This window comes from Pseudomonas sp. LBUM1655, assembly GCF_059716085.1.
Map to the genome: position 1 here is coordinate 614,428 of NZ_CP166801.1, position 24,880 is coordinate 639,307.

At 59.1% G+C, this 24,880-nt stretch carries 16 protein-coding genes and 2 tRNA genes; 12 read left to right on the top strand and 6 right to left on the bottom strand.

Annotated features, from left to right (window positions below; translation table 11 throughout):
- The first annotated feature begins 58 nt into the window (after positions 1–58).
- The 5 genes from hflK to ACA074_RS02720 all read left to right on the top strand — a co-directional run bounded on the left by hflK (position 59) and on the right by ACA074_RS02720 (position 7,020).
- On the top strand, positions 59–1,231 hold the full coding sequence (gene hflK, locus ACA074_RS02700; RefSeq protein ID WP_401271280.1) for an FtsH protease activity modulator HflK: 1,173 nt from the start codon (positions 59–61) through the stop codon (positions 1,229–1,231).
- Positions 1,231–2,100: a protease modulator HflC gene (gene hflC, locus ACA074_RS02705; RefSeq protein ID WP_123448397.1), complete on the top strand. Its 870-nt coding sequence runs from the start codon at positions 1,231–1,233 to the stop codon at positions 2,098–2,100. The genes hflK and hflC overlap by 1 nt, the downstream gene beginning before the upstream one ends.
- A 314-nt stretch (positions 2,101–2,414) precedes the next feature.
- The gene (locus ACA074_RS02710; protein WP_187677878.1) at positions 2,415–3,602 is read left to right on the top strand and encodes an ATP phosphoribosyltransferase regulatory subunit; all 1,188 of its coding nucleotides are present in this window, start codon (positions 2,415–2,417) and stop codon (positions 3,600–3,602) included.
- Between the two features lie 54 nt (positions 3,603–3,656).
- Positions 3,657–4,946, top strand: coding sequence for an adenylosuccinate synthase (locus ACA074_RS02715; RefSeq protein WP_489880351.1), 1,290 nt, complete (start codon positions 3,657–3,659; stop codon positions 4,944–4,946).
- Positions 4,947–5,085: 139 nt separating this feature from the next.
- Positions 5,086–7,020, top strand: coding sequence for a methyl-accepting chemotaxis protein (locus ACA074_RS02720; protein WP_187677876.1), 1,935 nt, complete (start codon positions 5,086–5,088; stop codon positions 7,018–7,020).
- A gap of 88 nt (positions 7,021–7,108) precedes the next feature.
- Here the strand turns inward: ACA074_RS02720 and ACA074_RS02725 are convergent, their stop codons facing one another.
- The 4 genes from ACA074_RS02725 to ACA074_RS02740 all read right to left on the bottom strand — a co-directional run bounded on the left by ACA074_RS02725 (position 7,109) and on the right by ACA074_RS02740 (position 10,233).
- Positions 7,109–8,674 carry an ABC transporter permease gene (locus ACA074_RS02725; protein WP_497678397.1) on the bottom strand — a complete coding sequence of 522 codons (1,566 nt, stop codon included), beginning with the start codon at positions 8,672–8,674 and terminating at the stop codon, positions 7,109–7,111.
- Positions 8,674–9,684 (bottom strand): iron ABC transporter substrate-binding protein, encoded by a 1,011-nt coding sequence (locus tag ACA074_RS02730; protein ID WP_401272077.1) that lies wholly within the window; start codon positions 9,682–9,684, stop codon positions 8,674–8,676. Before ACA074_RS02730 ends, ACA074_RS02725 begins: the two co-directional genes overlap by 1 nt.
- 194 nt (positions 9,685–9,878) lie before the next feature.
- Positions 9,879–9,965: transfer RNA gene (locus ACA074_RS02735), tRNA-Leu, on the bottom strand.
- A 181-nt stretch (positions 9,966–10,146) separates the two neighbouring features.
- Positions 10,147–10,233, bottom strand: a tRNA-Leu gene (locus ACA074_RS02740).
- A 225-nt stretch (positions 10,234–10,458) separates the two neighbouring features.
- Between ACA074_RS02740 and rnr the strand changes: the two genes are divergently transcribed.
- The 7 genes from rnr to dnaB all read left to right on the top strand — a co-directional run bounded on the left by rnr (position 10,459) and on the right by dnaB (position 17,757).
- Positions 10,459–13,089: a ribonuclease R gene (gene rnr / locus ACA074_RS02745; RefSeq protein ID WP_497678398.1), complete on the top strand. Its 2,631-nt coding sequence runs from the start codon at positions 10,459–10,461 to the stop codon at positions 13,087–13,089.
- Positions 13,086–13,853 carry a 23S rRNA (guanosine(2251)-2'-O)-methyltransferase RlmB gene (gene rlmB / locus ACA074_RS02750; RefSeq protein WP_042557396.1) on the top strand — a complete coding sequence of 256 codons (768 nt, stop codon included), beginning with the start codon at positions 13,086–13,088 and terminating at the stop codon, positions 13,851–13,853. Before rnr ends, rlmB begins: the two co-directional genes overlap by 4 nt.
- A gap of 307 nt (positions 13,854–14,160) precedes the next feature.
- Complete coding sequence (gene rpsF / locus ACA074_RS02755; protein ID WP_095187325.1) at positions 14,161–14,583, top strand: 30S ribosomal protein S6; 423 nt, start codon at positions 14,161–14,163, stop codon at positions 14,581–14,583.
- 28 nt (positions 14,584–14,611) lie between these two features.
- On the top strand, positions 14,612–14,842 hold the full coding sequence (gene rpsR / locus ACA074_RS02760; RefSeq protein WP_002551829.1) for a 30S ribosomal protein S18: 231 nt from the start codon (positions 14,612–14,614) through the stop codon (positions 14,840–14,842).
- A 36-nt stretch (positions 14,843–14,878) separates the two neighbouring features.
- Positions 14,879–15,772, top strand: coding sequence for a hypothetical protein (locus ACA074_RS02765; RefSeq protein WP_187677872.1), 894 nt, complete (start codon positions 14,879–14,881; stop codon positions 15,770–15,772).
- 19 nt (positions 15,773–15,791) lie between these two features.
- The gene (rplI, locus tag ACA074_RS02770) at positions 15,792–16,238 is read left to right on the top strand and encodes a 50S ribosomal protein L9 (protein ID WP_187677871.1); all 447 of its coding nucleotides are present in this window, start codon (positions 15,792–15,794) and stop codon (positions 16,236–16,238) included.
- 121 nt (positions 16,239–16,359) lie between these two features.
- The gene (dnaB, locus tag ACA074_RS02775; protein WP_187677870.1) at positions 16,360–17,757 is read left to right on the top strand and encodes a replicative DNA helicase; all 1,398 of its coding nucleotides are present in this window, start codon (positions 16,360–16,362) and stop codon (positions 17,755–17,757) included.
- Positions 17,758–17,791: 34 nt separating this feature from the next.
- Here the strand turns inward: dnaB and ACA074_RS02780 are convergent, their stop codons facing one another.
- Positions 17,792–22,261, bottom strand: coding sequence for an NEL-type E3 ubiquitin ligase domain-containing protein (locus tag ACA074_RS02780; RefSeq protein ID WP_497678399.1), 4,470 nt, complete (start codon positions 22,259–22,261; stop codon positions 17,792–17,794).
- A gap of 17 nt (positions 22,262–22,278) precedes the next feature.
- Positions 22,279–24,861 (bottom strand): hypothetical protein, encoded by a 2,583-nt coding sequence (locus ACA074_RS02785; RefSeq protein WP_497678400.1) that lies wholly within the window; start codon positions 24,859–24,861, stop codon positions 22,279–22,281.
- Between the last annotated feature and the right edge of the window lie 19 nt (positions 24,862–24,880).

Sequence of the window (24,880 nt, forward strand, 5' to 3'; positions counted from 1 at the left end):
CTGTAGCATTGGTCGGCGCGCCGTGGGTGCGTCTTTGCTTTATCAGATGGAGAGCGCTATGGCTTGGAATGAGCCGGGTGGCAACTCGAACAATCAGGATCCTTGGGGTGGCAAGCGCCGCAATAACGGCGACCGCAAGGGGCCACCGGATCTCGACGAGGCCTTCCGAAAGCTGCAGGAAAGCCTGAACGGGTTGTTCGGTGGTGGTAAGAAACGCGGTGGTGATGACGGCGGTGGTTCGGGCAGGAGTAGTGGCGGCTTCGGCGCTCTGCTCGGTATCGGCCTCGTTGTGCTGGCGGCCGTCTGGCTGTACAGCGCGGTCTATGTGGTCGACGAGCAGGAGCAAGCCGTGGTGCTGCGCTTCGGCAAGTACTATGAAACCGTCGGCCCCGGCCTGAACATCTACTTCCCGCCGATCGATAAAAAGTACATGGAAAACGTCACGCGTGAGCGTGCCTACACCAAGCAGGGCCAGATGCTGACCGAAGACGAGAACATCGTCGAAGTGCCGCTGACCGTGCAGTACAAGATCAGCAACCTGCAGGATTTCGTGCTGAACGTCGATCAGCCGGAAATCAGCCTGCAGCATGCGACCGACAGCGCCTTGCGCCACGTGGTGGGTTCGACCGCCATGGATCAGGTGCTGACCGAAGGTCGTGAATTGATGGCCAGCGAAATCAAGGAGCGTCTGCAACGCTTCCTCGATACCTATCGCACCGGTATCACCGTTACTCAGGTGAACGTACAGAGCGCAGCGGCACCGCGTGAAGTGCAGGAAGCCTTTGATGACGTGATCCGCGCCCGTGAAGACGAGCAGCGTTCGCGCAACCAGGCTGAAACCTACGCCAACGGCGTGGTGCCGGAAGCCCGTGGTCAGGCCCAGCGCATCCTTGAAGATGCCAACGGTTACCGCGACGAAACGGTTTCGCGCGCCAAGGGTGAGGCCGATCGCTTTACCAAACTGGTCGCCGAGTATCGCAAGGCCCCTGAAGTCACCCGCCAGCGTCTGTATCTGGACACCATGCAGGAAGTCTTCAGCAATACCAGCAAGGTACTCGTGACCGGTAATAAAGACGGCCAGAGCAACCTGCTTTACCTGCCGTTGGACAAAATGATTCAGAACAGTTCGGGCAGCAATGCACCGGTCACCGGTTCGGCTGCCTCCAGCAACACGGATGTCACGCCGCATGTCACTGACGTGCCGCAGTCGCGTACAAGGGAGACCCGCTGATGAGCAATAAATCGCTGATCGCCCTGATCGTTGGCGTTGTCGTGGTACTGGTTGGCTGGAACTGCTTCTACATCGTCGCTCAGACCGAGCGCGCGGTGTTGCTGCAATTCGGTCGTGTGGTGCAGGCGGATGTTCAGCCGGGTCTGCATGTGAAAGTGCCTTACGTTAACCAGGTGCGTAAATTCGACGCACGTCTGATGACGCTGGATGCACCGACGCAGCGTTTCCTGACTCTGGAAAAGAAAGCCGTGATGGTTGATGCCTACGCCAAGTGGCGCGTGAAAGATGCCGAGCGCTTCTACACCGCAACTTCCGGCCTCAAGCAAATCGCCGACGAGCGTCTGTCCCGTCGTCTGGAATCCGGTCTGCGTGACCAGTTCGGTAAGCGCACCCTGCACGAAGTTGTGTCTGGTGAGCGTGATGCGCTGATGGCTGACATCACTGCTTCACTGAACAAGATGGCGGAAAAGGAGCTGGGTATCGAAGTTGTCGATGTCCGGGTCAAGACCATCGATCTGCCGAAAGAAGTGAACCGCAGTGTGTTCGAACGTATGAGCACCGAGCGTGAGCGTGAAGCTCGCGAGCACCGCGCCAAGGGTAACGAGCTGGCAGAAGGCATCCGTGCCGACGCCGATCGCCAACGCCGTGTGCTGCTGGCTGAAGCCTATCGTGAATCCGAAGAGATTCGCGGTGACGGTGACGCCCAGGCCGCTGCGATCTACTCCAAGGCCTACGGCCAGGATCAGGAGTTCTACGGTTTCTACCGTAGCCTGCGCGCCTACCGTGAAAGCTTCGCGAACAAATCCGACGTCCTGGTCCTCGACCCAAGCAGCGACTTCTTCCGCTATCTGGAAAAGTCCAAGCCTTGATACGACGTTGACCTGAATCGTTCCGCCCGGCGGCTAAAACCTCGGGCGGGGTGATCCTTTGGGAAAACGTGTGTATGATGCGGCAGCCGGGAAATTCCCGGCTTTTTTGCGTCTGCACGTTTGATTGCTGTTTTTGCTGCAGAACATCGGGTTGAACAGCCCGAACAGTTTTTCGAGGAAAGTGATGGGCGAGGCCGGTATCAGGCCTTTCGCTGCGTCGTTCATGCGCGTGCGTTTTGAACGGACCGGTCATTTTCTGCTTCACTCAAGGCTCGCCCTAGTGCTGGCCGCCCGGATCAAAGGGGAATGGCGTAATGGCAACGGTAGACCGCTGGCTGCTGCCAGATGGCATCGAAGAAGTACTGCCACCGGAAGCGGCGCGCATTGAAGTTGCGCGTCGTCAGGTGTTGGATCTGTTCCAGAGCTGGGGTTACGAGTTTGTCGTGACCCCTCATATCGAGTACCTGGAATCCCTGCTGACCGGCGCGGGCCAGGACCTGGATCTGCGTACCTTCAAGGTCATCGACCCGCAGTCGGGCCGGCAGATGGGTTTCCGCGCTGACATCACGCCGCAAGTGGCACGCATCGATGCGCACACCCTGCGTCGTGAAGGACCGAGCCGTCTGTGCTACGCCGGCAGCGTACTGCACGCCCAACCGCGTGCACTGTCGTCCTCGCGCAGCCCGATTCAATTGGGCGCCGAGTTGTACGGCGATGCCAGCCCGAGCAGCGACGTCGAAGTCATCAGCCTGATGCTGGCCATGCTGCAACTGGCCGATGTGCCGGATGTGCACATGGATCTCGGTCACGTCGGCATCTACCGTGGTCTGGCGCGCGCTGCCGGTCTGTCCGGTGAAGTCGAGCAGCAGTTGTTCGATGCGTTGCAACGCAAGGCCATCGACGAGGTCATTACCTTGACCGAAGGCCTGCCGGCCGATCTGTCCGGCATGCTGCGCGCGCTGGTCGATCTGTGTGGTGGCCGTGAAGTGCTGGCTGCTGCCCGCGAGCGTCTGGCCGATGCGCCGGCGCCGGTGCTGGCAGCACTGGAAGATTTGCTGGCGATCGCCGAGCGTCTGTCGGCGCGCTTCCCGGAGCTGCCGCTGTATTTTGATCTGGGCGAGCTGCGCGGCTACCACTACCACACCGGTGTGGTGTTCGCGGTGTTCGTGCCGGGCGTTGGCCAGTCCATCGCTCAGGGCGGTCGCTACGACGACATCGGCGCCGACTTCGGTCGCGCCCGTCCGGCAACCGGCTTCTCCACCGATTTGAAAACCCTGGTGACCCTGGGGCGTGCTGAGATCGAGTTACCGTCTGGCGGTATCTGGATGCCTGACAGTACGGATGCGGCACTCTGGCAGCAGGTTTGCCAGTTGCGCAGTGAGGGTCAGCGTGTCGTTCAGGCATTGCCTGGACAACCTTTGGCCGCCGCCCGTGATGCGGACTGCGACCGGCAATTGATTCAGCAGAACGGGCTTTGGCAAGTATCGCCACTGGCTTCTTGAGTTTTCCTGCCGGCCATCGCCGGCACCAAGTTTGCGCGAATGAGGACAAGTGTTATGGGTAAGAATGTCGTAGTCCTGGGCACCCAGTGGGGTGATGAGGGCAAAGGCAAGATCGTTGATCTGCTGACCGAACATGCTGCCGCCGTAGTGCGCTACCAAGGTGGCCACAACGCTGGTCACACCCTGGTGATCGACGGCGAGAAAACCGTCTTGCACCTGATTCCGTCGGGCGTGCTGCGCGAAGGCGTGCAGTGCCTGATCGGCAACGGCGTGGTGGTTGCACCTGACGCCCTGCTGCGCGAGATCACCAAGCTGGAAGAGAAAGGCGTACCGGTGCGCGAGCGTCTGCGTATCAGCCCGTCCTGCCCGCTGATCCTGTCCTTCCACGTGGCGCTGGACCAGGCCCGTGAAAAGGCCCGTGGCGAGCTGAAGATCGGTACTACCGGTCGCGGCATTGGCCCGGCTTATGAAGACAAGGTTGCACGTCGTGGCTTGCGTGTTGGCGATCTGCTCAACATGCCGCGCTTTGAAGACAAGCTGCGTGAACTGGTGGACTACCACAACTTCATGCTGGTGGGTTACTACAAAGAGCCTGCCATCGACTACGACAAGACCCTTGCCGAGTGCAAAGAGTACGCTGAGCTGCTCAAGCCGCTGATGCTGGACGTGACGGCCGAGCTGCACGACCTGCGTCGTGCCGGCAAAGACATCATGTTCGAAGGCGCCCAGGGTTCGTTGCTCGACATCGACCACGGTACCTACCCGTACGTGACCAGCTCCAACACTACCGCGGGTGGCGTAGCGACCGGTTCGGGTGTTGGCCCGATGTTCCTGGACTACATCCTGGGCATCACCAAGGCTTACACCACTCGCGTGGGCTCGGGTCCATTCCCGACTGAGCTGTTCGACGAAGTGGGTGCGCACCTGGCCAAACAAGGTCACGAGTTCGGCGCAACCACCGGCCGTGCCCGTCGTTGCGGCTGGTTCGACGCCGTTATCCTGCGTCGCGCTATCGACGTGAACAGCATCTCGGGCATCTGCCTGACCAAGCTGGACGTCCTCGATGGCCTGGAAACCATCAACATCTGCACCGGCTACAAAGACGCGCAAGGCAATGCCGTTGCGCCGACCGACGCCGACAGCTACGTGGGCCTTCAGCCTGTGTACGAAGAAGTGCCGGGCTGGACTGAATCGACCGTGGGCGCCAAGACCCTGGAAGAGCTGCCAGCTAACGCTCGTGCCTACATCAAACGCGTTGAAGAGTTGATCGGCGCGCCGATCGACATTATTTCGACGGGCCCGGATCGCAACGAAACCATCGTTCTGCGTCACCCGTTTGCTTGATAAGTCGTTGATGTAAAAAACAAAAGCCCCTTAATCGGGGCCTTTGTCGTTTATGCCTGTTGGACGGCATGACCTTTGCTGTGAATCTGTCTACAAGAGTGCCATCAAATTAATGGCGTCAGAAGTAGAGGGATTCATAGTGTCAGCCGTTCTCTCACTGTTACAAAGCCGTTTGTTGCGGCCCGTGTTCGTTACCCTTGGTATCGCCCTTTTGGTGCAGGTGCTGGTGGCCGTTGCCCTGACGCGGAGCACGGTCACGGCGCTGGAAGCCGATCTGGCGGTGCGCCTCGGTGCCGATAGCCAGAAGCTCTCCGGTGAACTGGAGCAGGCCGGGCGTGAAGTCACGTCGAGCCTCGACGCCTTGTCCGCCAGTACCCGCCAGCGCCTGACGGCCGGTTTGTCCACGCGACTGAAGGACGAACAGGCACAGTTGCGCGCGACATTGGAAAAGGATCTGAAGGACTCGGCCAACGACATGGCCCAGTTGCTCGCCTCCGTTGCGCCCCGCGCCATGTGGGACAGCGATGTGCCAACCCTGTCGGAATTTGCCCGTCGCGCCCAGCGCAATCCCAACGTGTTGTTCGTGGTCTACGACGACGCCACCGGCCAGCACCTGACCCGCTACCTCAACCGCGAAAACCCGATTAACAAGGCCTTGCTGGAAAAGGGCCAGGGCGAGCGTGCGCTGGATAAAGTGCTGGATGCGGCGAAGAACGATCCGTCGGTCTACTACCTCGAGGCTTCGATCAATCCGAATGGCGTGGAAATCGGCAAGGTGCTGATGGGGGTTTCCACGGCTTCGGTGGAAACCGATCTGGCCGCCCTCGACAAGCGTTTCACCGCGCTGATTGCCAGCAGCGATCAATTGGTCGGCGACAGCCTAAAAGGTGCCGCAGCCGACAGCGCGACGGCGATGCGCGCGCGATTGCAATCAGCGCAATCCACCGCCACCGAGATGAAAGCTAACACCGCCAGCACCGTGCAGGACGCCGCAGCGACTTTGCGCTGGCGGATCGGCATGGGCCTGGCGCTGGTCGGCTGCGGCGTGCTGCTGTTGCTGGCCGTGGTGCTCGGCCATCGCGTGGTCAATCGCTTGAAGATGCTCAATGCCGCCATGGACGATCTGGCGGCGGGCGAAGGCGACCTGACCAAGCGGGTGCAGATCAACAGCAAGGACGAGATCGGCGACATGGCCTCGGCGGTCAATCGCTTTGTCGATAAGTTGCAGCCGATCGTGCGCGAGGCGGGCGATGTGGCGCAGCGTACCGGCGTGGAAATCGGTGCCATGACCCTGCGCAATGCCGGCGCCGATGCGGCGGCCGGGATGCAGCGTGACGAAGTGGCGGAAAGTCTGCGGGCACTGTCGCAAATGGCCGACGAGGCGCAGTCGGAAAGCCATGCCATGCAGGCTGCGTTGAAGCAGGTTGTGGATATTCGTCAGGCGACTGATGAGAACACTCGCACCTCGGCCAAGGTCGGCAGCTTGATCGAGGCGCTGGCCGGGCAGGTCGATACCGGGGCGAAAGTTATTGAGCGTCTGGCGCAGCAGAGTGAACAGATTGAAGTTGTTTTGACGGTGATTCACGGCATTGCTGAGCAGACCAACCTGCTGGCATTGAACGCGGCGATTGAAGCGGCGCGGGCCGGCGAGACCGGGCGCGGGTTCGCCGTAGTGGCGGATGAGGTCCGGGCGTTGGCGAGCAAGACGCAAAGCTCGACCGGTGACATTCAGGCGCATATCGTCGCCTTGCAGCAGGGCGCGCGTGAGGCGGTGGAGGCAATTGGTCAGGCCGGGCGTCAGGCCAGCGAAGGTTTGCTGGTGCTGCGTGACAGTGCGCGGTTGCAGCAGTCGGTGCAGGCTTCGGTTGAGCAGGTGCATGCGGCGATTGGCCTGGCGACTCAGGCGGCGGCGCATCAGGCGCAAGGTGCGCAGGCGGTGCGTGGGCGGGTCGAGACGATACATGCTCAGGCCGAGAAAGCAGCGCAGGCGGTGGTGGAAACCACGGCCAGTGGCAAGGTGCTGGATGGTCTGGCGGCGCAGTTGAAGGCAAGCCTGGGGCAGTTCCGGGCTTAAGATTAAAAGATCGCAGCCTGCGGCAGCTCCTACAGGGAAACGCAAATTCCTCTGTGGGAGCCGCCGCAGGCTGCGATCTTTTGCTTTGTCAGCGGCTCAAATACATCCGCGTCGTCAGCAGATACACAGGCAATCCAGAAACCAGAATCAACAACGCCGCATAAGGCGCCGCCGCCGCAAACTCGACATTCGCGGTATGCGCCCAGACCTCGGTCGCCAAGGTGTTGAGCCCAGTCGGACTCAGCAGCAAAGTCGCCGTCAGCTCCTTCATCGCATCCAGGAACACCAGTGTAAACGCTGCGCCCAATGCCGGGAAGATGATTGGCAGCGTCACCCGGCAAAACGCCGTGAACGACGATGCACCCAGCGTGCGTGCCGCCTCTTCCAGCTGCGGTGCCGCCTTGTTCAGTGCGGTGCGAATCGGCGCCTGAGCCAGCGGCAGAAACAGCAACGCATAAGCGATCAGCAACAGCGCAGACGTCTGATACAGCACTGGTACGTAATGCAGGGCGAAATACACCAGCGTCAACGCAATCACCAGTCCTGGCAACGCATGCAGCAGATACGGCAGGCGCTCGGCCCAGATCGCCAGTTGGCCTTTGTAACGAACGACCAACAGGCCGACCGGTATCGCCAGCAGTAGGCACAGCGCGGCGCCACCCAGCGAGAGTGCCAGCGACGACAGCAGTGCTTCGGTAATCGCCGCGACCGGGAAGGCTGCCGAAGAGCCCACCGCCAGCCAGTACGCCAGCATGCCCAGTGGAATTCCGCTGCCGATGATCGCCAGCATCAGGCAATACAACTGACCGACAGTGGCCCACGGTCCGAGCCGAACCTGTTCAGCCTGACGCGCCGCACCTTGCCCGGTGCGCACATGACGGCCTTTGCCGCGCACTCGCAGTTCCAGCCACAACAGCACCAGACACAGCGCCAGCAACACCGCAGATAGCATCGCCGCATTCGCGTTACTGAATTCCAGTTCGAACTGTTGATAGATCGCAGTGGTGAAGGTTTGCAGGCCGATGATCGACAGCGCGCCGAACTCCACCAGCATATGCAGGGCAATCAGCAGCGAGCCGGCCAGCAGCGACGGCCAGAGTAGCGGCAGCGTGACGCGAAAGAACACGCCCCAGCGGTTCTGGCCGAGGGTGCGCGCAGATTCTTCAAGGGAGGGATCGAGGTTGCGCAAAGTGGCTGCAACCGGCAGAAAGATCAGCGGGTATTTCGACAGGCTCATCACCAGAATCGCCCCGCCGAGGCCTTCGAACTGTGCGCTCAGCGACACCCAGGTGAAGCTGCTGACAAATGCCGGCACCGCGAAGGGCAGGCACAAAATCACGCCCCATAGACGTCGCCCGGGCAGATTGGTGCGCTCTAGCAGCCAGGCCAGCGACAAACCAATCACGCCGCAGGTGATGGTCACGCCGACCATCAGCGCCAGCGTATTGCGCAGCAGGCCGAACACATAAGGGCGCCACAACAAATGCAGCGCCTCGGCCCAGCCGGCCTGCCAGGCCTTCAGCCCGACATAGGCCAGCGGCAACAGGCTCATGACCACCAACAGCAATACCGGCAGCACCAGCCAGATCGACGGCCGCTTGCGCCGTGGCACGTAACCCCCGCGCGTGGCGGGTGCGGTTAACGATGCGGCCATCAGTTCAAGCCAACTTCGCGTTCCAGATCCAGCGCTTCTTCAGCATTGCCCAGATCGGCCGGGGTGACGTTCGGCGCTTCCAGCTCGCTGAACGGCTTGAGGCCGCGATCCGATTCCATACCTTTGTGCAGCGGGTATTCGGCGGTTGTCTGGGTGATCACGCGCTGACCTTCTTCGCTGGCCATGTAGGCGAGGAATTGCTGGGCTTCTTTTGGGTGCTTGCTGGATTTCAGCACGGCCGCGCTGGATACGGTGATCAAGCCACCAGCGTCGCCGCCGGTGAAGTAGTGCAGTTTCGAATCCAGTTTGCCTTTCTCGCGTTGCAGGGCGAACCAGTAGTAGTTGTTCACCAGGACGGTGGCGACTTCGCCGTTTTCAACCGCTTTGAGTGCGACCATGTTGTTGCTGTAGGTCTTGCCGAACGCGCGCAGGCCGGTCAGCCATTCTTCGGCGGCGTCACGACCGTGCATCTTGATGATGGCCACGGCCTGTTCCTGGAAGGCGCCGCTGGTTGGAACGAAACCGACTTTGCCTTGCCATTGCGGGTCGGAAAATTCCATCACCGATTTCGGCAGGTCTTTTTCATCGATCAGCTTCGGGTTGAACGCAACCACGCGAACGCGAGCGGTGACGCCGATCCAAGTGCCGTTGCCGGCGACATATTTTTCTGGGAGTACAGCCAAAGTGGCGTCGTCGGCCTTGGCCAGCAGGCCTTGCTCGCCGAGATTGTTCAGTGGTGGAGATTCTTCGGTGTAGATCACGTCGGCGGGGGAGCGGTCGCCTTCCTCGATGATCTGGCTGGCGAGCTGGTTACTGCTGCCCTTGCGAACATTGACGTGAATGCCGGTCTTGGCTTCGAAGGCTTTGGCGATCGCATCGCCGACTTCCTTGTGCTGGCCGTTGTAGAGAGTCAGGGAAACCGCATCGGCAGCCTGGGCGAGGGGAGTGGCGAGTGCCAGGCCGAGAAGGGTGAAGGTAAAGCCTCGGCGCAGGGTATTTCGAAACGTCATTCGCAGGGTTCCTCACTGTCGCATTGCAAAAACTTGAAACAATGATAAACGATATTGTTTCTCAAGTGCGCCTTGCGGGGATCTGGAGGGTTTGCTAGGGAGGAGGGGGGCAGAGGTTTTTCAAATCCCGGAAACGCAAAAACCCGCTTTCGCGGGTTTTTGTGAAATCCAAGGTTACTACCTTGGATTTGAATTGGTGCCCAGAAGAAGACTCGAACTTCCACGACCGTAAGGTCACCAGCACCTGAAGCTGGCGTGTCTACCAATTTCACCATCTGGGCAATCATCGCGAGCGTTGCCGCTGTTGATGTGGCGCACTATACGGAGCGCTTTTTGATCTGTAAACCCCTGATTTAATTTTAATAAATCGGTTTTAACAAATGCGTTCCTTAGAATGCAAAAAACCCGCTTTCGCGGGTTTTTGTGTGAGCCTTGAAACTGATCTAGTCTCAATCTCGAAATTGGTGCCCAGAAGAAGACTCGAACTTCCACGACCGTAAGGTCACCAGCACCTGAAGCTGGCGTGTCTACCAATTTCACCATCTGGGCAGTATCGGAAACGCTTGTGCGTCGTCGATGGCGCGCACTATACGGAGCGTCTTTTTAACTGTAAACCCCTGCTTCGATTTTTTTTGATTTTTTTTACCGACGGTGTTTAAAACGACTTCAAAGCGTCGATACAGGGCTTTAGAAGGGCCTTTATAGTCTGAAATTTCCCGTTTGATGACGCCTATGCCAAACTAACCCGTATATAGACAAGGTGAAAACTCTCTAATGGCCGATTGGCAGTCCCTCGATCCCGAGGCCGCTCGTGAAGCGGAAAAATATGAAAACCCTATTCCTAGCCGCGAACTGATCCTGGCGCATCTCGCCGATCGGGGTTCGCCTGCTGCCCGCGAGCAACTGGTCGAAGAGTTTGGTCTGACCACAGAAGACCAGATCGAAGCCCTGCGCCGCCGCCTGCGCGCCATGGAGCGCGACGCTCAGCTGATATACACCCGTCGGGGCACGTATGCGCCAGTGGATAAGCTCGACCTGATCCTCGGCCGCATCAGCGGTCACCGTGACGGTTTCGGCTTCCTGGTGCCGGACGACGGCAGCGATGACCTGTTCATGAGCCCGGCGCAAATGCGTCTGGTGTTCGACGGTGACCGCGCGCTTGCCCGTGTTTCCGGACTCGACCGTCGCGGTCGCCGCGAAGGCGTGATCGTTGAAGTGGTGTCCCGCGCTCACGAAAGCATCGTCGGTCGCTACTTTGAAGAAGGCGGTATCGGCTTCGTCGTTGCGGATAATCCGAAGATCCAGCAAGAAGTGCTGGTCACTCCGGGCCGCAATGCCAGCGCCCAGATCGGTCAGTTCGTCGAGGTGAAAATCACCCACTGGCCAACGCCGCGTTTCCAGCCGCAAGGCGATGTGGTCGAAGTGGTCGGCAACTACATGGCGCCGGGCATGGAAATCGATGTCGCGCTGCGTACCTACGACATCCCGCACGTCTGGCCTGAAGCGGTTCTGAAAGAAGCGGCCAAGCTCAAGCCGGAAGTCGAAGATAAAGACAAAGAGAAGCGCGTCGACCTGCGCCATTTGCCGTTCGTCACCATCGACGGCGAAGATGCCCGGGACTTCGACGATGCGGTCTACTGCGAAGCCAAACCGGGCAAGCTGCGCTTGTTCTCCGGCGGCTGGAAGTTGTACGTGGCGATTGCCGACGTTTCCAGTTACGTGAAAATCGGCTCGGCGCTGGACAACGAAGCCCAAGTGCGTGGCAACTCGGTGTACTTCCCCGAGCGCGTGGTGCCGATGCTGCCTGAGCAGCTGTCCAACGGCCTGTGCTCGCTGAATCCGCAGGTCGATCGTCTGGCCATGGTTTGCGAGATGACCATCTCCAAGTCTGGCGAAATGACCGACTACTGCTTCTATGAAGCGGTGATCCACTCCCACGCTCGTCTGACCTACAACAAGGTCAGCGCGATGCTGGAAACGCCGAAAGCGACCGAAGCGCGCAAACTGCGTGGCGAATACACCGACGTCGTGCCACACCTTAAACAGCTTTATGCGCTGTACAAGGTGTTGCTGGCAGCCCGTCACGTGCGTGGCGCGATCGATTTCGAAACGCAGGAAACCCGGATCATCTTCGGTACCGAGCGCAAGATTGCCGAAATCCGTCCGACCATCCGTAACGATGCGCACAAGCTGATCGAGGAATGCATGCTGGCGGCCAACGTGGCTACCGCCGAATTCCTGAAAAAGCACGAAATTCCTGCGCTTTACCGCGTTCACGCGGGGCCTCCACCGGAGCGTCTGGAAAAACTGCGCGCCTTCCTCGGCGAGCTAGGTCTGTCCCTGCATAAAGGCAAGGATGGTCCATCGCCGAAGGACTATCAGGCTTTGCTGGCGAGCATCAAGGATCGTCCGGATTTCCATCTGATCCAGACCGTGATGCTGCGTTCGTTGAGTCAGGCGGTGTACAGCGCTGAAAACGACGGTCACTTTGGCCTGAATTACGAAGCCTATACCCACTTCACTTCGCCGATCCGTCGTTACCCGGACCTGCTCACGCACCGCGCGATCCGCAGCGTGATCCATTCGAAGCAGGACACCCCGCACGTTCGCCGTGCCGGTGCGATGACCATTCCGAAGGCACGCATCTATCCGTACGACGAAGCGGCACTTGAGCAGCTCGGCGAGCAGTGCTCGATGAGCGAGCGCCGTGCTGACGAAGCGACTCGCGACGTGGTGAACTGGCTCAAGTGCGAGTTCATGAAGGATCGCGTGGGCGAATCGTTCCCGGGCGTGATCACCGCCGTGACCGGTTTTGGCCTGTTCGTCGAGCTGACCGATATCTACGTCGAAGGCCTGGTGCACGTCACCGCGCTGCCGGGCGATTACTACCACTTCGATCCTGTGCATCACCGCCTCGCGGGTGAGCGCACCGGTCGTAGCTTCCGTCTCGGCGACACCGTTGAAGTGCGTGTCATGCGCGTCGACCTCGACGAGCGCAAGATCGACTTCGAGATGGCGGAAAAAACCATCAGCGCGCCGATCGGTCGCAAAAAACGTGGCGTCGAAACCGCTGCTCCAGCGTCCAAGGCTCCGGAAGAAAAGGCTCCGGCAAAAAACGCCGGTCGTCGTCCGGCCAAAGAGAAGGCTGCCGAAGCCTATCGCCCGAGCGACGCCGTGGCGAAAAACGCCGAGCTGCGCAAAAGCCGTGAAATGAAGAAAGCGCTGCTTTCCGATGCCAAAAACGGTGGTAAAGCGGCGTCCGGGGGAAAGACCGGACGGTCGGCGCCTGAGAATGCGACCGGCGGCAAGCCAGCCAAACCGAGCAAACACCGTAAAGGCCCGCCGAAAGCGGGTTCTGCTCCAGCCAAAAGTGGCGGGGCACGTAAACCGAAGGCGAAGTCATGAGTCAGTTGGAAAAAATCTACGGCGTTCACGCGGTAGAAGCGTTGCTGCGTCATCACCCTAAGCGCGTCAAACAGATCTGGCTGGCCGAAAGCCGAAACGATCCGCGCGTGCAGACCCTGATCGAACTGGCCAACGAGAATCGTGTTCAGGTCGGTCAGGCCGAGCGTCGTGAAATGGACGCCTGGGTTGAGGGCGTGCATCAGGGCGTGGTCGCGGACGTGAGTCCGAGCCAGGTCTGGGGCGAGGCGATGCTCGACGAACTGCTCGACCGTACCGACGGCGCGCCGCTGCTGCTGGTGCTCGACGGCGTGACCGATCCGCACAACCTCGGCGCTTGCCTGCGTTCGGCGGATGCTGCCGGTGCGCTGGCGGTGATCGTGCCGAAAGACAAGTCGGCGACCCTGACACCAGTGGTCCGTAAAGTGGCTTGCGGCGCGGCGGAAGTGATTCCGTTGGTGGCAGTGACCAACCTTGCGCGCACCCTGGAAAAGCTCCAGCAGCGCGGTCTGTGGGTTGTCGGCACGGCGGGCGAGGCCGAGGTCAGCATTTATGACCAGGACCTGACCGGCCCGACCATCCTGATCATGGGTGCTGAAGGCAAAGGCATGCGTCGCCTGACCCGCGAGCACTGCGACTATCTGGTGAACCTGCCGATGGCCGGTAGCGTCAGCAGCCTGAACGTCTCCGTTGCGACAGGCGTGTGCCTTTTCGAAGCGCAGCGTCAGCGCGGTGCAAAAGCCAAGGCTTCCGCGAAGAAGTCCTGAGTCGAACACGGTACAAATGTGGGAGCGAGCCTGCTCGCGAAAGGGGAGTGTCAGTCGACGTAAATGTTGCCTGACAGACCGCATTCGCGAGCAGGCTCGCTCCCACAGTGTTTTGTGGTGTGGCATGAATCGGTGATTGTTCAAATAATCACCAATTGCCTTGCACCTCTTCAGTCCCTTCTCTACAATTGCGCCCCTTGCTGTGACGGCAGGCACGCATGTGCCCCGCGCCGGCAAGTCCATAAGTGTCATTCACTCCTTGTCTGACCGTTTTTGAGCGGCAGGCTACAACCCGTAAGGAGCATTCATGCGTCATTACGAAATCATCTTTTTGGTCCACCCGGATCAAAGCGAGCAAGTCGGCGGCATGGTTGAGCGTTACACCAAGCTGATCGAAGAAGACGGCGGCAAAATCCACCGTCTGGAAGATTGGGGCCGTCGTCAACTGGCCTACGCAATCAACAATGTTCACAAGGCTCACTACGTGATGCTGAACGTTGAGTGCACTGGCAAGGCTCTGGCCGAGCTGGAAGACAACTTCCGCTACAACGATGCAGTGATCCGTAACCTGGTCATCCGTCGCGAAGAAGCCGTTACCGGCCAATCCGAGATGCTCAAGGCTGAAGAAAACCGCAGTGAGCGCCGTGAGCGTCGCGACCGTCCTGAGCACGAAGGCGCTGAAGGCGCTGATAGTGATGACAGCGACAACAGCGATAACGCTGACGAGTAATCCACGGACCTTTTAAGGAGCCTATCAAATGGCACGTTTCTTCCGTCGTCGTAAATTCTGCCGCTTCACCGCTGAAGACGTGAAGGAGATCGATTACAAAGATCTCAACACTCTGAAAGCCTACGTATCCGAGACCGGCAAAATCGTTCCCAGCCGCATCACCGGTACCAAAGCTCGTTATCAGCGTCAGCTGGCCACCGCTATCAAGCGCGCCCGCTTCCTGGCCCTGCTGGCCTACACCGACAGCCACGGCCGCTGAGACCGGGCAGTCGACAAGTAGCAAAGGATTGAATGCATGCGTGCCTTAGCTGAGTTCATCATGCGAGGCCGTATGCAGGCCACTCTCGTGGTGGCCGGATGTGCAACATTGCCGTTGTTGTATTGGTTGGGTGCTGCCGCCGGGAGCCTTGTGCTTCTGCGGCGCGGATTGACGGACGCCCTTGGCGTTCTGTCCCTGGGGTTGCTGCCGGCATTGATCTGGTGGCTGTATGCCGATGATCCACGGGCACTTCTGGTGCTACTGGGATCTTCGGGGCTTGCGTTGGTTTTGCGCGCAAGTGAATCCTGGGTTCGCACGCTGCTGGTCAGCGTAGTGGTTGGAGTGGTGTTTTCAGTGGTGCTCGGGGCAGCGTTTGCGGCCCAGATCGAGATGCTCGCGCAGGCCTTGATAAAGGTCATGCCGGCGCTTCTCGGTGAGACCTACAAGCAATTGTCGGTCGATGAGCAAGCGCGTTTCGCGTCCCTGATTGCACCAGTCCTGACCGGACTGATTGCGGCTCTGTTGCAGATCGTCAGCGTGCTGAGCCTGATTGTCGGGCGTCATTGGCAGGCGTTGTTGTACAACCCGGGTGGTTTTGGTCGCGAGTTTCGCGCCATCCGGATCCCGCTGGGGCCGGCGATGTTACTGCTGGCGTTGATGCTTCTGGGCCCGAATCTCGGTGCACAGATGGCCATGTTGACGCCGTTGTGCAGTGTACCGCTGGTGTTCGCCGGACTGGCCCTGATTCATGGGCTGGTCGGGCAGAAGCGACTGGCCGGTTTCTGGCTGGTGGGGTTGTACGTAACGCTGTTGCTGTTCATGCAGCTGATCTATCCGTTGCTCGTGGTTTTGGCCATTGTCGACAGCCTGATTGATTTTCGCGGTCGTCACGTGTCGAAAGACATCGATAGCGCGAACGGTGAAGGTTAAAAGTTAAGAGGATTTTCACATGCAACTGATCCTTCTGGAAAAAGTCACCAATCTGGGCAACCTGGGTGACAAAGTGAACGTTAAGGCCGGTTACGGTCGTAACTATCTGCTGCCTTACGGCAAAGCTACCGCTGCGACCCCGGCCAACCTGGCTGCGTTCGAAGAGCGTCGTGCTGAGCTGGAAAAAGCTGCTGAAGACCGTAAAGCATCGGCTGAAAGCCGTGCTGCCCAACTGGCCGAGCTGGAAGTGACCATCACTGCCACCGCTGGCGACGAAGGCAAGCTGTTCGGTTCGATCGGTACTCACGACATCGCTGACGCACTGACCGCCTCCGGCGTTGAAGTGCAGAAGAGCGAAGTTCGTCTGCCGAACGGCACCATCCGCAACGTAGGCGAATTCGACGTAGCCGTGCACCTGCACGCCGAAGTTGAAGCCACCGTACGCGTTGTCGTGGTAGCAGCTTAAGCAACACCTGATCGGCTGGCGGCTTGTCCGTCAGACGGTTAACATCGGGCACGATCCTGTTCACAGGTCGTGCCCTTTGTCTTTCTGGTACTCCCGTTTTCAACCCTGACTCCAAGTGGCCATGAACGAAATCTCCGCACCCGAGCAATATGATCTGCAAACCGCCGCCCTGAAGGTGCCGCCGCATTCCATCGAAGCCGAACAGGCTGTACTCGGTGGTCTGATGCTGGACAACAACGCCTGGGAACGCGTGCTCGATCAAGTCTCCGACGGCGACTTCTATCGTCATGACCACCGCCTGATCTTCCGTGCGATCGCCAAACTGGCCGATCAGAACTCCCCGATCGACGTTGTGACCCTTGCCGAGCAATTGGACAAGGAAGGTCAGACTTCGCAAGTCGGTGGCCTCGGTTACCTCGGCGAACTGGCGAAAAACACGCCGTCCGTCGCCAACATCAAGGCCTATGCGCAGATCGTCCGCCAGCGAGCGACGTTGCGCCAACTGATCGGTATCAGTAGTGAGATCGCCGACAGCGCTTTCAACCCGGAAGGGCGTACCGCCGAGGAAATCCTCGACGAAGCCGAGCGCCAGATCTTCGCGATTGCCGAGGCCCGCCCGAAAACCGGCGGCCCGGTAGGTGTGAACGATCTGCTGACCAAGGCCATCGACCGCATCGACACCTTGTTCAACACCGACAACGCCATTACCGGCCTGTCCACCGGTTACACCGACCTCGACGAGAAAACCAGCGGGCTGCAACCGGCCGACCTGATCATCGTCGCTGGCCGTCCATCGATGGGTAAAACCACCTTCGCCATGAACCTGGTGGAGAACGCCGTACTGCGCAGCGACAAAGCGGTGCTGGTGTATTCCCTCGAGATGCCAGGTGAGTCGCTGGTCATGCGTATGCTTTCCTCGTTGGGCCGCATCGACCAGACCAAGGTGCGTTCTGGCCAATTGGAAGATGATGACTGGCCTCGCCTGACCTCAGCGGTCAACCTGCTCAACGATCGCAAACTGTTCATCGACGATACCGCCGGCATCAGCCCGTCGGAAATGCGTGCGCGTACCCGACGTCTGGCGCGGGAACACGGTGACATCGGCCTGATCATGATCGACTACCTGCAATTGATGCAGATACCAGGATCGGGCGGCGACAACCGGACGAATGAGATCTCCGAAATCTCGCGTTCCTTGAAAGCCCTGGCCAAGGAATTCAACTGCCCGGTGGTGGCGCTGTCCCAGCTCAACCGCTCCCTGGAGCAACGACCGAACAAACGACCAATCAACTCCGACCTCCGGGAATCCGGAGCGATCGAGCAGGACGCCGACGTCATCATGTTCGTGTACCGGGACGAGGTGTATCACCCGGAAACCGAACACAAAGGCATCGCCGAAATCATCATCGGCAAGCAGCGGAACGGCCCGATCGGCTTTATCCGCCTTGCGTTCATCGGCAAGTACACCCGTTTTGAGAACCTCGCCCCGGGCAGCTATAACTTCGACGACGACGAGTAAGAATTGGCCGAAATCATTCGGCCAGCTCTCCTCTTCAATCGTGTTGTTCGCGCTGGCCCGCTACCTCCTCGGCTGTTCGGCGGGTTGAGTGCTCGGCCAGTTCTTGCCGGGTCAAGGTTTCGATCAATACGGCTTCTTCGATCGCAAGCGATGCTTGCAATGCTTTGGACTGCGCGTCGTAATCGTCAAACGAAAGCGTCCCGGCGGTGTGCGTATCGTCGAGTGTGGCCTGTCGATCCTGAAACGGCTGGCGCTGGGATTCGAACTGTGTTCGGTACTTGTGAGTGACGAATTCCTGCCAGAACTCCCTCGACACCAGCGCCTGAAATTCTTCAGGGGAGTTATCCAGAGCGATGACTTTTTTGTACGCGGCGTCCAGTTGCGCCTGTGACACGCTGATCAGGAGATCAAACACCATACGATCAGGCTGGCCCGGCAGTTGCAGCCGATCTTTGAGGCGGTGGCGATAGAAAAGTCTGATCTCGACTTCCTCCTGCACATGAGGCGCGGGAGCCGGAAGGTCTTCTGGTCGCTGAGGCCCTCTGGATCCGATGATTCTTGCCTCACGCTGCGCAATGTCCGCCGAAGCAATTTTGTCTACCTCGTGCAAGCGGAACAATCCTCTGGACAGCGCCGACAACTGCGGGCCTTCTGCCTGGCTGCGAGCCTGGGCGCGAGCGTTGTGCATCATTGTCCTGACCTCCAGATTGGCGAATGTGAAGGCTGCACGATCGCAGCAGGTTGCTTCGCCCGCCCGATCAAACAGTTCCCTGCGCAGGCGTTCGGACTCAGGGCTGTTTTCGGTAATGCTGTCGATCACCTTCCAGACCCTTCGCTGGGTTTCGTTGCCACCAGCGGCATCCGGCAACAAGAGGTTAAGGGTATTGAACAGGCCCTCCGAGCCTTGCTGATCACGCAGTGTTTGCCATTGCGCCGTTCTGGTCGATACCTGAGCGCTTGTCATTCCGGCTGTCCAGCGTGCCATCGGGTCATACGCCGCAGGTCGGATGATGACAGGCGCGTGATCGCGCGCGGTGTCGACCAGGTTGTACTGGCCGGTCAACGGTGTTTCGGCTTCTATCAGGCGGTCGTTGTAAAGGGACAGTCGGGTGCGGGTGGCCGGGGAGAGCGGATTGTTGGTGATGTTGGTCACGTTGTTGACGCGAACCGTGTGCGCAAGTCGTTCAGGCGTTGGCGCAATGACCGCATCGGGGATTTCCTCGATCCGGTTGTTGCTCAGATCCAGGGTGTCCAGCAGTGGCTGATCGGCAATACCGGTCGGGAAAGTGTCGATACCCGTGTTGGCCAGATTGACCGAGCGCATGTCGATTATCTGGCTGAAATCCGGTGTGATACCCAGTTGCGGATTCTCATGCAGCCACAGTGCCCGCAATGTGGTGCGCTCTGATAGAACGCGGGCGGTTTCGGCTGTCAGGGAGATCTGGTTTTTCTGCAGAAACAGTCGGGTCAGACCGTTCATTTCGCCAATGGCGGGTGGTAGCTCGCGCAGTTGATTGTGCGAAGTATCCAGCCAGCGTACGTGGCGGAATCGGGTCAGAAACCCCTCTGGTGAAGTGCTCAGATCCATATTGCTCAGTTTCAATGAGCCGACGTGACTGAAATCCACGTCGATGTCCGGCAGGCTTGGCAGTTTCAGGCCGCTGAGGTCCAACTCCAGGCCGATGGGGGTCCTGTCATTGGCCAGTTTTTGCGGTGTTTCATGCCTCCAGCAACTGATGATCCGGTTGCTTGCCGTGGCACGGTCGAAACGGTCGGCAGCGTTGATCTGCAACTGATTCGCGCGAATATAACCCTGACGGTTGCCGCCTCCAGAAAAAGTCCAGGCCTCCAGTTGGGTTTTCAACGTGTTGAATTCCAGTTCAAGGCTGGCGAGCCTTGTGCCGGCAGTGCCTTGCTCAAGGTTCCAGAGGTACTCCCTGCACACCTTGATATCTTTGCTCGGATAAAGACGCCGGTATCGCTGTGCTCTTGAGTTTTCGCTATCAAATGCAGCGGGATGTTCCGGGGTCATCAGTTCAGGATGCGCTGCGTGCAGGCGCCGCCAGTAGCCATCGAACGTTCTCCAATAGTCGGAAGGAAAATCGTTGCCCTCCAATAAAGTGGCGCCGTTGATTCTGGCGATCGAGGCCAGTTGCTCGGGCTCGGGGTTGATGATTGCCTGCGGTACTTCAGTCAATTGGTTGTTACGCAAGTCGAGCCCCGTCAAGGCCGCTTTACCCACCAGTCCGGTCGGCCACTGATCAATCCCTGTGCTGTTCAAGTCCAGGTTTGTCAGCTCGGACATGGCACTGAAGTCGGGCACTGTTTTCAGTGGGTTTTCTGACAGATTGACGAACTTCAGCCGGCTCAACCCGCTCAGTCTTGCCGCACTTTGCTCATCCAGTTCAAGGCTGTTCGAACTCAGGTCCAGTCTGATCAGTTTGTCCATATCACCGACGCAGGCCGGCAATTTGCGCAGGCTGGAATGATTGATGGATAGACTTTCCAGGTGGGTAAAGTTGCTGAGGAATGTGTTGCCAGTATCCGACCAATTGATTGCCTGGAGTTCAAGCAGGCGCACATGGTTGAAATCCGCCGTCAGGGCGGGTAGCGGCCCACTTCCGGTCGGTAGCCTTAATATCTCTCCCGATTCCTGAAGCCAGCAGGTTTTGATTATTCTGGCGACACGTTGCGGCGCCCAGAGCCTGACGGTGGCGGCATCAACGGAAGCATCGTATTGCTTGCCGGCCACATAATCTTCCAGCTGTGCTTCAAGCGAGTCGAAATCCCGCAGGCGTCGGGCCAGCTCTGCATCACCCAGTTGCAACACGAAGTCCCTGACCGCTTGTGCGTCCTTGTCCGGGTACATTCGCTGCACCTTGGCCAGCTCTGGAATATCTACGGTCAGTCTCAGTCCTTGCGGGTGGGCCGAGCTGGACAACTCTGGATGATCCGCAGCCAGGCGGCGCCAATACAATTCCAGGGTTTTCCAATAGCCGGGAGCAAAGGCATTGCCTTCGATGAGGGTGACACCGTTGGTTCTGACGCTGGCCTCAAGCCGCTCGGCGGGAGGATTGAGTAGCGTCTGTGGTACTTCTTGCAGGCTGTTATTACGCAAATCGACGATTTGCAGGCCGGTCTGGTTTTGCAAGCCAGTTGGCCAATGACCCAGATGCGCATTGCTCAGGTTCAGCACTTTCAACCCGGTCATCGTACTGAAGTCGGGGGACATGTTCAGTGGATTGTCTGAGAGGTTGAGGTTTTCGAGTTTGCCGAGAGTACCGAGTATCACCGCTGCTGGTGTGTCCAGCCGAATCCGGTTTGCACTCAGATCCAGACGGGTCAGGTCATGCATCCGCGCGACGGAGGCTGGCAGTTTATCCAGCGTGGAGCGGGTGACGGTCAACTGTTCCAGGTGTGAAAAACTGCTGAGGAACGTATCGGCTTCGGGCGACCAGGTAACGGATTCCAGAGACAGCTCCCGGACATGGCTGAAGTCTGCTTTCAGTGCCGGCAGGGTGCCGCTGCCGGCTTCGAGTTTCAGCGATGGGCCGGTCTCCTGGCGATAGCAGCGCTTTATTTCGTTGGCGATCTGTTCTGCCCAGCCTTTTGCTGTTCCGGGCGTCGAAGACGACGCATTGCTCCAGAGCGTCAATTGCTGCTTGAGGGTTTGGTATTCGGCTTCGCGGCGGCGCAACCCGCCTTCGACGTCGCTGCCCAGTGAACGAAGGTATGCGGCGATCTGTTCCTCAGACATGGACCGGAACAGCCTCTTCGCGCGGGTTTGCGGACTGCGCAGTCGATTGACGATGGCGGCAATCTGCTCGCGCAATCGTCGATGAGCAGGGCGCACTTGCCCACCATCGGGCCGGAGTAATCCACCATTGCCGGGGTCGGTCGTCGTAGAGGTGGGGGGGAGGCTTTCCTGTGGACGCCAGAGCCCGCTTTCTGTGTCGCGCAGCAGCACCGGGCCGAGGGCATCCCGCTCGGTCGATAACCTGGCCCGATACTGTCCGGTATCCGGATCGACCCCGACCAGCACGGTACCGCCATCGGGAACATCGACGTAACGCCGCCGCCCGCGCACCCGGAACCCATCGGCGTTGGGAGCCGGCAGATCAGGCGGTACGGTGATCCAGTAATGCGCCAGGGGGCGCTGTTCACGATTAAACACGGCCACTGTGGCAGGTAACTCATGAATCGTTATCGCCGGTACCGGCGTGATTGCATCCGGGTCGGCGTTACCCGCGACCCTGCCAAACCTCTCCGGGCCAAGTACTCCCGGGGCGGTCGTCGGGCCGAAATCGACACGCTGTGGCGTTTCGTGCCTTACGGTTTCCGGCCCTTGTTGCGTAGGTCGTGTATGGATTTCTACGGTGCCTTTGAGAGGCAGTCTGGGTGACATTTTTTCATCCTTGAAAGGTTGCCCGTCAGTGCCCGCGACGGGCACTGCAAAGCGTTCGGCGTCATTGCCGGTTTGTCGTCGTATGGCCGCCAGGCCCATGGCTTGGGCGCAGGTATTTACTCGGCTCGCACAGAAGGGGTCTGCGCCAGTGCGAATATTTTGTTCGCGGTCTTGCCGTCGAAGGTTTCGCGCCAGATCGCGGTATGGGGCAAACCAGCCTGTTCATCGCGCCGCTGAGACTCTGCGCCCCGTCTGCTCTGTTCAAGCGTTTTGAGATGACCACCCTTGATCGAGAAGTTCAGGGGATGGCTGTCTTGTCTTTCATAGTGAAAGTGGGCTTCCCAAAGCGGTGCATCGTCGGCGCGATCACTGATCGAATACACGTCAAGAAATGACTTGTCCTTGCCTTTGCCCAACTGCTTGCGATTAACCGTTTTATTGACATTGAGCTCGTCCCGATCCAACAGGTAATTCAGGCGCATGATGTCCAGCACGTCTTTGTTTTTGTACATCCGCACCAGGATCTTCTGGCCTTGGGTTGTCATGGAATCAGCTGCGGCTCGCAATCGCCTGGCCAGATTGATGATCAGGCGGTCCTCGACATCTGTTTCGTGGTTTTCCAGTTGTCTTGCCTGTTCGTTAAGCAAATGGGTTTCCCTGCCCAGATCTTCGACAATTTTTGTCGGGTTGATTTTTTTTGCTTCCTGCATCTTCGCGTAGGCACTGTGCTCTTCGACCTTGGCCAGTAACCGGTTTGCCTCGCTGATAAGTTGTGGGCGCGGTGTTCTGGTAATCGGAGGAAGTACAGGTAGCCATTCATCGTCTAATTTTTTGTAGCGTCTGGGCGGCGAGTCGGGGCGCAATGGGTCGGGAACCTTGATGGTAATGCTCCCGTCCGCCCCGGCTTCGGTTTCACCGACCAGTACTCTGTAGGTGCCGTGCTGACGGGTTCGAAACATTTTTTTGGCGGGCGCGGGACGGGTCGTCTCGGCGTTGATGGGCTGTGACGGGATGAAGTCGAAATCGATGTCCTGATCAAGGCTCGGCAGATCGGTTCGGCGCTCGGATACGTCGAGGATTTCGGTCAGTTTGCTGTCGATTTTCTTCTCGATGGGATCGATCAGGGCAATGATCTCCTCGAGGTATTCGGCTCTGGGGCTTTGCTCGGCCAGCAGCGTTTCAAAGCGGGTTCGGTCTCCCCTGAGCTGATCAAGGGCCAACAGCAATGCCATGGGCTGCTCTCGTTCCGGGACGTTTCTCAGGTCGCCGGTGATCAGGTCGATGGCCGATAGCGAGGGCATGGTCGCGTCCGGCGCATGTTCGGGCGTGTCCGCAAACAGGTGGACATAAAGGGCCAGTTTGTTGAAGTTGATGCGATCCGCTGAAGCCACCTTCTGGCTCAGTTCAGTGAGTTGCGGGATCGCTGCGGGGGACGCTTTTCTGATTTGCTCCATGACCACCTGGCGCTCCTCGAGGATCTTCAGCTTCTTGTTCAGGTGGGTGATGCATTTCTTGCAGCTCTCGGCGCTCACGTCCGTCACCGCAGGCCTGGCCCGGAGGTCCATGACGGCCATGAGCCTGTTGAGGTATTCCACCCGTTCAATCCGGAAGGTATGCAGTTCCCCCCTGAATAGCCCGCCTGCCTTGAGGGTGGTCAGCCAGTCTCTGTTGTCGACGAGCGACTGCACAAAGGCTGTTTGCTTTCTGATGTGCTTGAGCAGATGGACTTCAACGGCCACGAGTGCCGCTGTCCTGCCGGCGCCATCGGCCTGTTCTCTGGCCTGACTCCACAGGGTGTCGTACTGCGTGGCTGATTCGATCAGGGCGGTGTGAGCATTCTGGAAAGGTTCATAACGCTGCATCAAGAGGGCTATGTTGGCTTGCGCTGAGTCATGGCGACGCATGCCACCCCTCAGTCCCGTGAGAATGGAAACCCAGGTGTTCTCCTCGTTTCGTGTGATGGCCCGGGTCTCGCCGCTGCGACTGGCGCGATAGATATTCGCGCCGTCGGTGGCGACGGGATCCTTGGGGTTAACGATGCGCCACACTTTGTGCGCTGGCGTAGACGCGTCAAGATCGCTCATCACCTGATAGGCGTGTTCGTGGATGATCACGTAGAGCTTGCCGTCGTGGCGAAACAAGCCGTCGCTGCCGGGTTCGACAGTGCTGAAATCCAGCCCCGTGCGAAAGGCTTGCAGGCTTGCGTTGGTCAACGGGAGTGGGCTGGAGGCGACATCATTGAGGGGATGCCATAGGCCGCTGTCGATGTCGCGTAACAAGGCCGGTCCGGAGGGAAGTAATTCACTCGCCAGTCTTGCCCGGTAAAGTCCAGTGTCCGGATCCATCGCGACCAATGTGATGTGGTCGTCGGGCAAGTCGACATACCGTCGCCCCTTATGAATTCTGAAACCCTCGGTGTCGGCATTCGGTAACGCCGCATTGGAACTGATCCAGTAATGCTCCAGCAGGGGCTGTGCTGACACCGGGGGATCAACACTGTTGACCGTTACAGCGGGTGCTGGCAGGATCGCATCAAGTTCGACGCCCGCCGGTTTGTTGTCCTGCCCTGCTAGAAGGTGTGTCGACGGATCTGTGCTGATACGGTGCAGCGTGTCGGAAGGGTCCTCGTTCTTCGGTCGCCTGATGGGCATGTGAACATCGACCGAAGCGTTGATCCGAGGCGGTAATTTGACTGCCATGGGTTTTTTCATCCTTGAA